Source organism: Paenibacillus sp. Root52 (assembly GCF_001426865.1).
Lineage (GTDB): Bacteria > Bacillota > Bacilli > Paenibacillales > Paenibacillaceae > Paenibacillus.
On record NZ_LMFO01000031.1, the window covers coordinates 168,345 to 183,519 of the forward strand.

The following is a 15,175-nucleotide window of genomic DNA, read 5'->3' on the forward strand; positions in this document are numbered from 1 at the left end:
TATAGGAGTAATTTATAGAAAAAGGAAGATATTAAAAGATAATTCGTTATTATATCCACATAAACGTATTCGTACATATAGGGCGCCTTGTCTATAATAATAGGTCAGTACATAACGGATCCGGTTTTTCTGAGAGGGGAAAACCAAGAGTATCGTGAGCTTCACGTATCAATCTTTTATCATGATGACTCATCAGTATTGCAAAGCCCGGAATGAAACGATGGAATTTAGATGGATTCACACTGGAACGGATGTCGGTGTAGACCTGCATTATTTTTTGCTGTGCAGTAGTCTCGGATGGTTATGAAGTCATACCACAGGCGCAGATGATCATTTGCGGATCATGTATTCCGCTATTTTGTGCTGGTTGCCTTCGTAAATCAGTGATGAATCGTTCTCTCGATGATCGGGTACTCATTTTAAATTTGGAGTTATAGAGCGGGAGGATCAGCAAGAAACATATGAATACGTTAAAACAACAATGGTTTGGCAACATTCGCGGAGATGTGCTGGCAGGTATTACGGTTGCGCTCGCACTTATTCCCGAAGCGATTGCCTTCTCCATCATTGCAGGTGTCGATCCGATGGTCGGATTGTACGCTTCCATTACGATTGCAATCGTGATTTCGATTGCAGGAGGCAGACCGGGTATGATCTCGGCTGCAACGGGTGCTATGGCGGTACTCATGGTTGGGCTCGTGAAAGATCATGGTTTGGAGTATCTGTTTGCAGCAACTATTTTGACAGGGGTCATTCAGTTTATTTTAGGTATTTTCAAAGTGGGACGATTTATAACCTTTGTGCCGCATTCGGTTTTGACCGGATTCGTGAATGCACTGGCGATTCTCATTTTTATGGCACAGCTCACGCATTTTACAGGCGCAAACTGGATTATGTATGCGATGGTTGCGGGCACGCTGGCGATTGTTTATATTTTGCCAAGGTTTTTCAAAGGGGTACCGGCTCCGCTCATCGCGATCATTGTCATGACGATTATTACCGTGGTCTTTCACTTAGATGTAAAAACAGTAGGTAATATGGGCAATTTGACTAGTACACTCCCGATGTTCCATTTGCCTAATATCGCTTGGACGTGGGACACGCTGATGATTCTGTTACCTTATTCCTTCACTATGGCGCTGGTAGGTTTGCTGGAATCCCTATTGACCGCAACGATTGTGGATGAGATGACGGAGACGAAGAGTAGTAAAAACCGAGAAGTACGTGGGCAGGGGATCGCTAACTTTGTTAACGGCTTGTTCGGTGGTATGGGCGGTTGTGCGATGATCGGGCAATCGGTCATTAATGTGAAGTCGGGTGGGCGTGGGCGCTTATCGACCTTCACTGCAGGAGCATTTCTGGCGATTCTGTTGCTGCTTCTCAGTGATGTAGTCAAGGAGGTGCCAATGGGGGCACTCGTAGGTGTCATGTTTATGGTGTGCATCGGAACCTTCGACTGGAGTTCGGTTAAAAACATTGCTCGTGTACCTCGGGCAGAAGCCATTGTCATGGTAATTACCGTAGCAATTGTAGTCTATACACACGATCTGTCGATCGGGGTTATGGTTGGGGTTGTACTCAGTGTGCTACACTTCGGCTGGAAACAGACCAAAATTCGTGTGCAGACAAGCCAAGAGCAAGGGCAGAAGATTTATCGCGTGGTTGGACCATTTTTCTTCGGTTCATCCTCTCATTTTGTTGATAAGTTCAACGCGGAGGCTGATCCGGAAGAGATTACGATTGATTTTGGCGGATCACATATCTGGGATAATACGGCCGTCGTTGCGATTGGCAAGGTGAAGTTCAAATACGCGAAGCTTGGCAAAACCGTTCATCTGCGTGGACTGAATGAGGAAAGCTCACGTTTGTTAGAGCGAAGCGGATTCGCCACATCTGGCGGTCATGGAACATAACCAATTGAAACTACGTTTGAACCACGGCAGGATGATATGATTTGTAGCTGAATGAAGTGGTTTTGGTAGCGGTGGAGTCAAATTACTTACAGCGGTGACTTCTCTCAGGGTTTAACTTAGGAGAGGGCGCCGCTGTTCTAGTTTTAACGAACCTAACACGTCTTATATGGGGATAGTCCATGGTTTTGTTTTTCTAACGAATCATAGGCACGTTAATTTGCCATTATCGCCAGTATGTCCTCTGTTTTTGCGGATATATCGTGTAATAGGGCGGCTGGAGTTCGTTAGAAATGACAAATCGCTTAATACGCTGGAATAGAGTGCGTTAGGTTCGTTAGAAATTCGGGATAGCTTCGTTATATGCAGCCTGCTACAAATCTCGGAGATTTGTGATACAAGTTAGCGGGGAAAGCGGTATCCCCTTTTGTTTTGCTTGACTAACGTGTAAACTACAGTGTATGGAGAAGAAGAGCAACGAGTGGATTGCTTTTCAAAAATTCATTTCATAATCATGATTGATATAAGGGAAACTATGTAGGTTGAAAATAGACATTTTACACTGATTAGATGGTTATTAAGTCATTGGAGTGGTCATTGTAAAGTAAACTGGTTCAATTTATTACGCAAGCCATTATGAAATGGACTTATCTAAATGAATATACAGAGGTGTAACGATTGGCAAACTTTGAACAACTGGGCATTCGTCCAGAATGGTGCGAAATCCTGAAGCATCAAGGAATCGCTGTTGCGACTCCGGTACAGGAACGTTCGATTCCCGTACTACTCGGAGGACGCGATATTATTGCTGAGGCACAGACAGGCACAGGGAAAACGCTGGCTTTTTTGCTGCCGATCATTCAGAAAATCAACGTATCTGACCGCTCACCGCAAGCGTTAATTATTGCGCCTACGCGTGAACTCGCGTTGCAGATTACGGAAGAAGCGAAAAAGCTGACAGCTAATGATGATAAGCTGCATGTACTTGCTGTATATGGTGGACAAGATGTAGAGAAGCAGCTGCGTAAATTGCAGAACGGTACTCAGATCGTGATTGGTACACCGGGACGTCTGCTCGATCACTTGCGCCGTGGCACATTGAAGCTGGATAACGTGAAAAAATTGGTACTGGACGAAGCAGACCAAATGTTGCACATGGGCTTCTTAGATGATGTGGAGACGATTATTCGTGAACTGCCACACAAACGTCAGACAATGCTGTTCTCAGCAACCATGCCGAAGGGCATTCGGATGCTGGCTAAGAACTACATGAAGGACCCTGAGGATGTCAAAGTATCCTCGAAGTCGGTTATTCCGATCCATCAGATTCGTCAGCAGGTGCTGGAGTGCACGGATCGTGGTAAGTTTGATGCGCTTCGCGGCATGATTGATACGTATCGCCCGTACCTCGCGATCATTTTCTGTCGGACGAAGCGTCGCGCCAACAAGCTGAATGAAGATCTGCGCGAAGCAGGATACGAAAGTGACGAGCTTCACGGGGATCTGTCCCAATCCAAGCGTGAGAATGTAATGAAAGCATTCCGTGATGCCAAATTGCAGATCCTTGTTGCTACCGATGTAGCGGCACGTGGTCTGGATGTTGAAGGCGTAACACATGTATTCAACTACGATATTCCTCATGATGCGGAAAGCTATATTCACCGAATCGGCCGTACAGGTCGTGCGGGTGGAACAGGTCTTGCTATTACATTTGCAACACAGCACGACAGACCGGAGCTTGCACGTATTGAAGAAGGTACAAATCAGAAGCTGAACCGTATTCAGTGGACAAGTGAAGGGCCAGTAGCTTCTACTGGAGAAACCCGTCGTACGATCCACAGTCAAGGTGATGACGAGCGTTCAGGCGGACGTTCTGCGGGCACAGGTAGTGCTCGCCGCGGCGCAGGTCGTAGCGACCGCAGAGATGGCGGTCGTGGTGGCCGTGGTTCCCGCGGCGGCGAAGGTGGACGCAGCGGTGGACGTAGCGGCGGCCGTAGTGGCGGACGCAGTGGCGACGAGCGTAGCGCCGGACGTGGTTCCGCGCGCAGCAGCGACAGCAGTCGCGGCGCTGGTCAAGGCGGACGCGGCGCAGGTCGCAGCGGTGATGAGCGCAGCAGCAGCCGTGGTGGTCGCAGCGGCGATGAGCGTAGCAGCAGCCGTAGTGGTGGCCGTAGCGCCGATGGGCGCAGCAGCGGCGGCTGGGGTGGACGCAGCGCCGACCCGCGCAACGCTGGGCGCGGTGCAGCGAAGGGCGACCGTCGCGATTCACGTCGCGGACGGTAAGATCGATTACGCCAGCGGTGGTGTTACCATGCTGGCGTAACGATGGATGCCATGCTGGATGTAAGCATGGCATATATACGAGAGGACTCCGGTACAACGGTACCGAGTTCTCGAACAAGGGTCACGGCAGGAATGTTGCCGTGGCCCTTTTTTCCGTGGGAGAAACGCTTTGAATCCTGGTGCGTATTGGATAGTTATGGATTATTTATAAGGTAACTTCACTTGCGAGGGAGTAGGATGAATTGTTGCAAATGTGGAGAATGCGGGTATACAAGAAGTGGGGTTTTGCCCATTGTGGTTATGTATATTGAACCGTTTTAGGCTAGGATTTTTGAAATGAATTGTCATAAAATAAAACATATAGAATTAAAGCCTAGTTTACGCCTTATAGAAGGAGGACTTCGTATGAGTACGTATACCCATCCGCACGATCTCGTCGAGAAGCAACGACCCATGTCGCCTTCGTATCGAAAATTTCGTTATGCCACGTTGTATGCCCATATGATCATCGGAGCTCTGCTCGTGATAGCACCTGTTATTCTCCTTTTCGTAGATCTATCCATTTTAACGTGGTTCTTTCTTGGTGCGATTCCTTTTGGCGGCGTGTTAGCCTATCGTTCTTATCATCAATTACAACAGGAGACGTGGGTGGAGAATCACCTTAGTCAGACGCAGATGCATAATAACCAAATTAGATACAGCCAGTGGAATCCACATACCAAAATGAACGAGGAGAACCAATTTGATTGGTCTCAGATTCAAACGGTGTATTACGGCAAACATATGATAGATCGCCTTAATGCTTATGTGCATAAAGCACCGTCGGGTCTGCAAACCATGCCGGTCATTCACTTGGTATATCAGCAAAACATGAAAGATCGAGTTCACAGTGTGCCATTTTATGAAGAGCAGGATGCTGAAGCATGGATAGAACGTCTTGCACCAACGGGCAAATTGAAGTTTACAACGATCCATACCGTGGGTTATGTACCTGAAGCAGAGTTATTGAAGAGACTCCGCATGGATCGGGATCAAGAAGCTTTTTCGTACACAGACCAATTGAGCCATCAGCACGATATGTATCTGGAGCGAGTGGAAGAACGAATGGAAGCCGATGAGTATGACGAATTAACGGAGGAAGAAGAGGAAGAATTACTCGCACTAATGCGTGCTGAAGACGAGCAAGAGCGACGAGACTCATCAACGCGTAATGTAGGTCTAGGCTGGCTAGTATTTGTGCTGCAATGGTGCGTTGCTTATTTCATGGGAAGAGCTGCAGAGTCTGGAAGTATTGAACCGGATCAATGGCTTATGCCGTCTATTATCATCATGATCGGTTGTGTACTGTTCTATATTTTAGTGAAACGGTTGCTGTGGAAGCATATGTTGTTCTACGCGGGCGGTACACTTCTAAACTTCCTAGGTACCAGTATCCTGCTGGGGGGCAGTGATGAGACAACAGTGATTGGACAGATACACCTTTCCTTATCTGGCAGTGCAATATTATGTGCTGTGTTAGTTTGGATTCCATACATTCTCATCTATCCGCTTAGAGCAGGAAGAGATGGTCGTAGACAGGACGAATCCATATCCCTAAGTCATTCATAACCATTTATATTTCTCGTTATATGGTTCTCTAACGAGGGTCGCGATAGGAATTTCGTCGCAATCCTTTTTCGCGTTTCTTTATTAGTAGACATACAGGACTGTTTAAAGCTTGGATTGTACTCATGTAATGATATTGATAATCAAAATCATTTGAATTACCATACAGAATAAGAGATTGATCGCGAGGGGAGGAATACTTTGTGCAAATAGACGTTAATCAGTTGGCTGAGTTTCTTGCGGCGAACCCTTTTCGAGTCGAGGGTATATTTCGTTATGCTAAAAATCCAGGTGTACCCCATGCAGAATACACAGATTCGTTTCCCGGATTTGTATTTCCGCTTAGAGGAAAGACACAATTTCAATTTAATGGGACACCCTATATTTTCTCACCAGGGAAAGTTGTACATGGCGGTGCAAAAATGAAACTTGCACATACAGTGTTTGGTAAATCCAATTGGGAATATATCCTTGTTCTATATCAGATGAATAATTTTGAACATGCTGGCTTTTCTCAGCAGCATTTTGAGTTGTTGACAGGGCAGTCTCCACGGCTTGTCGAAATATTGATGCGACTTTGGCATGCGTATAATCAGCGAGGAGGTCTCTCTTCATTTCAGGCAGAACTTTTGTTTCGAGAATTGCTGAATGAAGCTCTGTTATGTGTAGCGAACAGGCAGAATAGTAACGAATCACTTCCTATATTTGAACGGATATCCAGTTATATTCATGAATATTATGATCAAAGTATAACAGTAGCTTCACTAACAGAACAAAATAATATAAATAGAAACCGGCTTTCTTATGTGTTCAGAAGGCATGCAGGTGTGGGGCCAGCAGAATATGTACTGAACTATCGAATAAAGATTGCGCAAAAAATGCTAGTTACAAGCAACGTGCCTGTACAACTAATTGCACAAGCTGTTGGAATAACAGATCCCTTTTATTTTAGCAGGGTGTTTAAGAAGCGAGTTGGCATATCCCCCACGCAGTATCGCGGAAAGTTCATCAATAATCCATACTCATTTCAACAGGCATCCATCCATATTTGAAAATATATGCACTACACTAAGGGAGGAGACAACAGAGGATATATTGGAGGAATAAATATATGTCGAAAGTTAACGTGCTACCGATCTTAATCATAGTATTAGCAGGTATTTTGACAGGTTGTAATGAAAAACCTGCTGAGAATAAAGGGTCAGTAGCCAATGTAGGATCTACGTCAGAAGTTCAAATAAATGCAGCAGATTGGCCAAGAACATTTAAGGATGGATTAGGCAAAGAGGTTGTTATCGAGGCAAAGCCCAAAAACATAGCTGCACTCTGGTATTTTTATCCTGAGATATTAGTTGCATTGGAAGAGCCGCCTGCTTCTTCAACGGATAAAGAGTATCTTTCTTCTCTGACTTATTTAAAAGGAAAGCTGGATTCTACTGAAGAATTAGGCGATAAAATGTCCCCTAGTATTGAAAAAATAATTTCTATGAACCCCGATTTAATTATTGCTACAGAAAACCATGAGGATCAATATGAAGCACTAGAAAAAATTGCACCCGTCATTACGCTACAAACCAAGGCCATCTATGAAGATTGGCAATATGGACTTCGTACTGTAGCCGAGATCATCGGAAGAGAGGACAAAGCGGAAAAAGTAATAGATGAAATGATGAATGAAATTACAACTGGGCGCGAAACATTGAAGTCGATTGCAGGAGAAACCGTAGCGCTTATCGTATCTTGGGATGGAAAAACGTTCAATGTTCTAGGTGAAGGCAACCCTGTCTATACACTGGCGTCTGACCCAGAAAAGGGGTTAGGTCTCACACCAGATCAGACATTTAAAGGGAATAATAATGAATTCGCTTCGTTTGAAGGAATCTCGACGATTGAAGCAGACCATATTTTCCTGATTGGTGATATTACAAAAAAAGAAGCGCTAATGAATAACTTGGAACAAAGCCAAGTATGGAACAGCCTTAATGCTGTAAAGAAAGACAATGTCTATTTAATGGACACTTCCGCGATTACTGGCGGCCCATTAGCTACCGAATATGCGTTACGAAATATGATCAATTCCTTACAATAATTTTATTGCGTTTGTAACGGTCCATAATACAAGGAGGAATGAAGATGCAATACCAATCCATTCAACTAAAAAACGAGTTTTCTAAAATGAGCGATTTCTGGTCTCCAAAAGTTATTGGTGAATTGAATGACTATGATTTAAAGCTTGTTAAAATTAAGGGCGATTTTGAGTGGCATAATCATGAAGGTGATGATAAGGTGTTTATCGTTCTTGAAGGGGAGATGTTGATTGATTTTCGTGATGGACAAGTGAAAATTTCTAAAGGCGAGCTGTTTATTGTCCCAGGGGGGTCTGAACAGAAGCCTTCTGCTGAAAAGGAAACTCATATCATGATAATAGAGCCTAAACGTGGAGTAGCCACTGCCGATATAGATCCGAAATGAACAGCTAATAATGATAATAGAACGGGTTGATTCTTAGCTAAAGCTTGTTCCTTTTCTACGTCTATATAAGTTACGGTCTGCCTGCGTTCATATGATTGTCTCCTTACCCTCCTCTCCATGCGGGTTGCTCTAACCTGCCTACACACTCGCTGACAATTCCAACTAAAGTCTTCTTGGACTGTTTGTAGAATTGTGTTATTTCATCACCTCGTATCTGATTAAAAGTATCCCACACCTGTTGCCGATATAATTGCAGGGGTGGGTATACTTTTATTCGTCTATATGCAGGGAGTCAATTTGTACTAAATGACATGCCATCGTCCATATCTCATTTCTATACATGCCCGTCTGCATAATGATCTCGATATTTCTCGTTATACACCCGTCCCACTGATTCTGCCAGTCCACCTCGCGCTTTGTTGGGGTACCGTTCTATGGTGTGATACAAGCGCATGAACCGATCCTTGGGCATAAAGCGGGCGTAGCGGGTAATAAGACTAGGGAATAACTCAATATATTTGCTTTTGCGTACAGCCGCGGCCGCCACTGCAGTTAAGATCTGAATGCCATTGTGTAGCTGTAAAATATTCACTTCGTACGTAGCGATATAACGAATGGCATCTTCACGAACCAGATCAGGCTTGAGCCGAGCAATCTCACCAATATATTCGGCGAGCAGCCGCTCGAAATTGCGAAGCAGAAGTGGTTTCAACTGTAAATCCATGTCACTACGAAGAACGAAGGATTGAAGTAAAGCTACTTGCTGGAGACGAATTCGATCATTGTATACAAGTGAGCCAATCTCACGCAGCATCTCGTATGCAAGAGCTTCATCCTCCTGGCGAGCTTCGGCGACTAGCGCCCAGTTGCGGTTGATGCCCTGACGGATCTTTTCCCGTTCCTCGTACAATAACCTCTTCATCTGTCGGAGTTGTTGGACAGGAAAGGCGCGTTTATGAATATAGATGAGCCATCCGATGAGCAGTAGAGACACGGTTGCGGCTAGCATCGTTTGATCGGTCGTCTCACCAAAATAGGTAGCAGCAGACCCCAGAATAATCGTAAATAGGAAATCACGAGCGATCCGGCGCTTAACCCGTGAGCCAGCATGTACCTGAACATGAATCAGGGTGCTGCGGCCACAGGATGTGCATTCATCTTCCCATAAGCAGGTATATTGTCCACATCGCTTGCACACACGCAACTTTTCAAAGGCATATGTCGTCCGGTTAAAAGGTCTAATAGAAACCACTTGTTTTGTGCTCATGCTCTAATCACGCTCACCGTTCAGTATAGTGTACAGCGTGCGATCTGAATCTTCTCGGGTCACAGGCTTCCGGTTGTGAAGATAGAATCGAACTGCTCTAATTAGGACAAAAAGAAACAATATGGTGAGACATACGTATGTAACCATAATTCGATCCTCTCTAGATAGCGTTATTGTGCGTACAAATAAAGGTGATCGCACGCTACGTTGTTATATTGCGGTTTGATGGCAATAACTATATCATATTTCCATAGTTGGAATATTTGTTCCAACAAAAAGGCTGAAATCGTCGATTTTTGCCAGTCATTACAGAATTGTAACTCAAGATAGGGGTGCTTTTCAGAATTTATTAGTAGACTGTTAAGATTTCCTTAAGGCTTGACGCCTATAATAAACTATTCCCATTTTAATCTCAAACGTGAAGGAGTACACCTCATGCTGCGCACACGCAAAATACGCTGGCTTAGTGGAACCTTGGTTCTGCTGGTATTACTAACGCTACTGCTGCCTTCGACGTTACTGCCTCAGGCGGTAGCGGCTCAGACACAATCAAGCGGAATTGATGCGGTACTTGTGGCCGATGTAAGTAATTCGATGAACACAAGTGATCGTGACAAGATTAGCAATGAAGCCATGAAAATGTTTATTGATATGTTACCTGTCCAAGGGGACAAGGTAGGGATTGTCGCATACACCGATCAGGTGGAGCGGGAGAAGGCAATGCTAGAGATCCAGTCAGATGCAGACAAAAGCAACCTGAAGGACTTTATTGATCAGCTCGGCAGAGGGCCATACACTGACATTTCAGTAGGTGTCGCTGAGGCTGTGAATATCCTGAATCATGGTGCTGACCCGTCTCATTCCCCGATGATCGTGCTACTGGCGGATGGTAACAACGATTTTAACAAAACAAAAGGGCGTACACAGGCACAGTCCGATGCGGATCTGGACATAGCCGTTAAGGAAGCAAAGGCACAAGGCATTCCCGTGTATACGATCGGTCTGAATGCCGATGGCAAACTGAACAAGGATGCACTCGCTGACCTAGCCGAGCAGACAGGCGGTAAGTCCTTTATCACCGATACGCCGGATGATCTGCCACAGATTCTTAGCGAAATATTCGCAGATCATGCCAAATTAAATGTCGTAAAGCTGCCTTCCATTACGGGAAACGGCAGTTATCAGGAAGTTACCGTGAACGTGCCGAATGATAGTGTGTTAGAAGCTAATATCTCGATCATGTCATCGAAGCCAGTCGAGATTCAATTGACCGATCCAGCTGGCAAGGCTGTCGATCTGAACTCCGATGCAGCCAAGCTATCCACTTCGAAGAGCTATTCCTTGGTGAAGCTGCTCAAACCAGAGGAGGGAGATTGGAAGCTACGAGTCAAAGGGGCTCCGAAGGACAGTATCGATATCAATCTGCTGTTTAACTACGATCTGCAACTCGTCGTGGATCCAATTAAGACCAAGTCCTATAAAAAAGGCGACAAGATCGATTTAACCGCGAAGCTAGAGAATGGCGGTCAACCATTACAGGATCAAGATTTGTATGCTGACATGAAGGCAACGCTGGTAATCAACGATGAGGATACAGGTAAAAGTGAGGAACAGCCAATCGAGAACACGGGAGATGGATTTGCTGGTACGTTCACCGTTCCAGATAACCATCAATATGAATTAGTTATTCGGGCAGAGGAAGATAGCTTTTACCGAGAGAGCGCTCCAGTCATCATTAATGCGGGTGGAGCAGCGGGAAGCGGAACTCAGCCAACGACATCACCCGGTGGAGAGGACAAGCCGTTCCCATGGTTACCGGTCATTCTGGGTGTCATCGCTCTGATCGTTGTAGCGGTTGGAGGCTGGTTCCTGATGGGCTGGCTGAAACGTAAAAATCGTGGGTTTGTCGGTCAGATGGTCGTCGAGATTCGTGATGAGAACACGGGAGACAAGTCCTATCCACAATACAAAAAGCTAGCATCGTTCCGGGGCAAGTTCCATCTACATCAATTGCTGCAGCTAGACCCTGAACTTAAGGAAACCGAAAAATATATATTTACACCCGGCAATGGTGACAGGATTATGATACGCAACACAGCAGGAGGCACGCTGGAGAAATCCGGTCGTGCGGTTGATGCAAGCTCAGGCGTTGAACTGAAGAACGGTGATCGACTGAGCATCCCACTACAACAAGCGGATAAAACAATTTTGATTGAATATTTAGTGTAACCAAAGGGAGGACATGGAATGAAACCGATTGTTAGAGAACATATTCAGCAACTGGATGTATCGCTTGGCGGAGGTATTGTCAGCGAAAAAATCAGGGTTGATACCATCGATAACCCGATGTTGATTATTGGTCTTGGGGGAACAGGGATCGATGCATTACTTCGTCTCAAGTATCAGATTAATCGTCGCTTCAAGCTGCCACAAGATCCAGTGTCTAAGAAGAAAATGGAGAAACCAGACAACGTCGAGTTTCTCGCATTCGAAACGAACGAACAGGATCGTGCGAAGAGATACAAAGGAATCGGTCTAGATCCGATTAATGAATTTGTGCTACTGTCCAATGCCGAGATTGGTGGATTGCTGCAGAACCGCAGTGTGCTGGAGCCTTATATTACGGACTGGCTCTCGCCAGAGCTGAGCATTACGGATGGCATGAACGGAGCCGCCGGCGTTCGTCAGGCAGGTCGTCTGCTATTGTTTACGAAGATCAACCAAGTGGTGCAAGCGATCGATAAGAAGATTAAGACACTTTCCGTAGGTACGAATAAGAAATTGATGGTATTCCTACTTACAGGTCTGTCCGGTGGTACTGGCAGTGGGTGCTTCCTCGATATTTCCTATATTGTGCGTGGCATCATCGAACGTGATCATGGCTCAGCGGGGATTGACCGCGTCAATACACTGGGCTACCTGTTCACGCCAGACGTGAACTTGTCCAACAAAAGCTTGAGTGAGCACACACGGGAGTATATCCGTAAGAACGGTTATGCTGCGCTTAAAGAGCTGGACTACTGGATGAACGTGGATAGCCGCGGTGAGCGTTTTACTCAGAAGTACGGTAACATTCTGACCGTTAACTCTCCATTGCCACCGTTTAACCTGTGTCACTTGATCTCAGCCACGAACACGGAAGGTAAACTGCTGGAGAATGCGTACGATTACTGTATGAATGTTACGGCAGAGAATATCACCAATTTCATGGCGAGTGAAGAGAAGCAGTCTGGGGAAGAGTTCGCGATCCATGACTACATCAGCAACATTCGTACCAACATTGCACAGATGAATAAGGTATACCCGGCGAACTATGATTACAACATCATTGGTGCATCCTCGGCTGTACTGCCGATTGAAGAAATGACGACATATCTGGCGTACCGGATGTTCGATAAGATGAGCACGATGTTCTCCAAAGCACCGAATCAGGAAGATACCGAGAAATTCGCCCGTAAGTTAGGCATTGATCTCGAAAGTGTAGTGAAGGCATTCGAATCCCGCGTGCCGGAGCCGCTCCCAGGTTATCAGAACAGTGAACGTCTGTCCTACAACAATGTCGTGAAATCCCAAGTGGTGAACATGGACACGGAGCTGGAGCAGAACTTCCTAGCACGTGCACGTGAAGAATATATCAAAGCGAAGAAACAGCATCCGGGTGAGATTGCAGGGCAATTCACCGAACAGATTCGCCGGATGTTCCTGCATCCAGAGCAGGGGCCATTCTATGTTTCTCGTCTCATCTATACGGAGAAAGGCTTCTGTATTCTCAAGATGATCCAATCGTACATTGAGACTTTACGGGAGAATGCTTTCCGCATTCCACGCGATATCGAGGCTGCCCAAGAACAGTCTGAAGAGAAGCTCGGTGATGCGAAGAGCGCCTTCGTCTCCAAAGAGAAGAAAAAGAATGCTTATATTGAAGCTAAAATTCATGAGTACTGGCTACACGCTGATGTAGAGCGGAACGAACAGATGATCGAGTTCTATGAGGATCTGTACGAACTGCTCAACCAAGAGAACAGCCGCATCTATAACGTATTTAGTGAGACATTGAATGCACTCAGCTCGATTTTCTCCAAGAACGGAGATATTCTGACCCGCGGGGAAGAACAGGCAGATCACAAAGGCAACAAGACGTATTATTGGAACGTGGTAAGTGTACCGGATATCGTCAGCGTCGTGGACGGACTGTTAGACAAGCGTGATACGGATGACTTGATTCGTGACTTCTCGCGTGAACTGCTGGAGAACTCCAACCAATGGGTGAAGGAGAACGAGATTGATGTGGTAAGTTCCATCTCCGACTTCTTGACCGAGAAGTTCGGCGATCTGATTACCCGTTCAATGGAAGATTTCCTCGTGATTAAGTATGGTCAGGATGAATCTGTTGAGAAGTTCGTAGAACGGCACATCGCAGGTAAACTGGATGATGAAGCGGTGCCGGTATTTAACCTGAGCAACAGCACAGGCAGCCTTCATTTCCCATCATGGGGATTCGTATCCGTACCAACACAGGCACCGGGTATTCTCAAAGGTATTCGCAATTATCAGAACAATGCGGTAGGGAAGTCTCACTTTACGGTCAAGGAGAGCGAGGTTCGTAACCGAATCTTCTGGTTGAACACACGTAACGGTGTGCCGCTCTTCGTGTATACACCGCTGAAAGTATATGAAGAAAGTTATGAGCGTACGATTCTCGACAAAGAGGGCATTGGTCGCCACCTTGTACAGACGGAGAGAAATAACTGGACGTATCTTCCATCCCCGATCCCAGAGAAGTCATGGGGCGATGTGTATGAGAACAGCCGCGTGAAGCAGTACAATGCCCGTGTCCGTTCCGAATTCGAGCAAGCGCTCGGGTACAACATCATTATGGCGAAGACGTTGGATGAGAACACAAGCAACCGCTACGCGGTAGTAACGACAGAGCCGTTTGATCTATCCGCGAAGTTAGGCAGCTACGACATGCGTCTGACATCAACCACACCGAACCTAGGTGAAGTGAAACGGGCAGTCATTGAGCTGAAACGTCTGCAATCCGAAGGATTGCCACGGGTGAGCGTGAAGGATATTTTCGGAAGTATTAATGAAGATATGGCGAAAGAAAACCTGGTGCGTTCTCCACAACTGATTGCGCGTGTACGCGAGGAACTGGCGAAGATGAATGCAATCTCAGTGAAAGTTTCTGAGCTTGAAGGTATCCTTGCGCAGCATCAGGATGAAGAGCAGTGGTATGATCGCTTCATTGAAGCCCTCTATACGGACACAATTGTGAAGAAGGGTGCACTGTATGTCTATGATCGTGATCCCGAGGAAGATGCATGGGAGCCGTTCGCCAATCTAATGAAGAGTCGTAATTTTGCTGAATATGAGGTGTTTGGCAACTTCCGTGGATTGTCTGAGAAGGATCGGAACACCTTGCTCCGCAAAGCTTCACGCCGCGATAACGATCTGACCGCTTCGGAGGATATTGCTCCGCTTCTTGCGAAACTGGATGAACTTGCTGCACTGTTCATGGAGTCCCGTGATCGTCTGGAATACGAACGTGTCGAACTGGCGAATGGTGAGGATATCTATCAGTTCTACAGAACGATGTCGTCCAAGCTAAACGACATTCGCAGAAGGTTGAAGTAAG

Annotated in this window: 9 protein-coding genes; 8 read left to right on the plus strand and 1 reads right to left on the minus strand. The window is 45.9% G+C overall.

The window, feature by feature from the left end:
- The first annotated feature begins 461 nt into the window (after positions 1–461).
- The 6 genes from ASD24_RS25725 (at position 462) to ASD24_RS25750 (ending at position 8,270) form a co-directional block, all read left to right on the plus strand.
- Complete coding sequence (locus ASD24_RS25725) at positions 462–1,913, plus strand: SulP family inorganic anion transporter (RefSeq protein WP_056702007.1); 1,452 nt, start codon at positions 462–464, stop codon at positions 1,911–1,913.
- A 675-nt stretch (positions 1,914–2,588) separates the two neighbouring features.
- Positions 2,589–4,193 (plus strand): DEAD/DEAH box helicase, encoded by a 1,605-nt coding sequence (locus ASD24_RS25730; protein ID WP_056702010.1) that lies wholly within the window; start codon positions 2,589–2,591, stop codon positions 4,191–4,193.
- Positions 4,194–4,598: 405 nt separating this feature from the next.
- Positions 4,599–5,801, plus strand: a complete 1,203-nt coding sequence (locus ASD24_RS25735) for a hypothetical protein (protein WP_056702012.1) — start codon at positions 4,599–4,601, stop codon at positions 5,799–5,801.
- Positions 5,802–6,001: 200 nt separating this feature from the next.
- Positions 6,002–6,850 carry a helix-turn-helix transcriptional regulator gene (locus ASD24_RS25740; protein ID WP_056702014.1) on the plus strand — a complete coding sequence of 283 codons (849 nt, stop codon included), beginning with the start codon at positions 6,002–6,004 and terminating at the stop codon, positions 6,848–6,850.
- 59 nt (positions 6,851–6,909) lie between these two features.
- Positions 6,910–7,887, plus strand: coding sequence for an iron-siderophore ABC transporter substrate-binding protein (locus ASD24_RS25745; RefSeq protein WP_056702017.1), 978 nt, complete (start codon positions 6,910–6,912; stop codon positions 7,885–7,887).
- Between the two features lie 44 nt (positions 7,888–7,931).
- Complete coding sequence (locus tag ASD24_RS25750; RefSeq protein WP_056702019.1) at positions 7,932–8,270, plus strand: cupin domain-containing protein; 339 nt, start codon at positions 7,932–7,934, stop codon at positions 8,268–8,270.
- 334 nt (positions 8,271–8,604) lie between these two features.
- On the opposite strand, the gene ASD24_RS25755 is transcribed toward ASD24_RS25750, so the two are convergent.
- Entirely contained in the window at positions 8,605–9,537 is a 933-nt protein-coding gene (locus tag ASD24_RS25755) for a hypothetical protein (protein ID WP_056702021.1), read from the minus strand.
- Positions 9,538–9,972: 435 nt separating this feature from the next.
- On the opposite strand from ASD24_RS25755, the gene ASD24_RS25760 reads away from it, so the two are divergent.
- Together ASD24_RS25760 and ASD24_RS25765 are read left to right on the plus strand one after the other, a co-directional pair.
- Positions 9,973–11,766 carry a vWA domain-containing protein gene (locus ASD24_RS25760; RefSeq protein WP_056702023.1) on the plus strand — a complete coding sequence of 598 codons (1,794 nt, stop codon included), beginning with the start codon at positions 9,973–9,975 and terminating at the stop codon, positions 11,764–11,766.
- Between the two features lie 18 nt (positions 11,767–11,784).
- A complete protein-coding gene (locus ASD24_RS25765; RefSeq protein ID WP_056702024.1) occupies positions 11,785–15,174 on the plus strand; it encodes a tubulin-like doman-containing protein in 3,390 nt (1,129 codons plus the stop codon).
- Position 15,175: the final 1 nt, after the last annotated feature.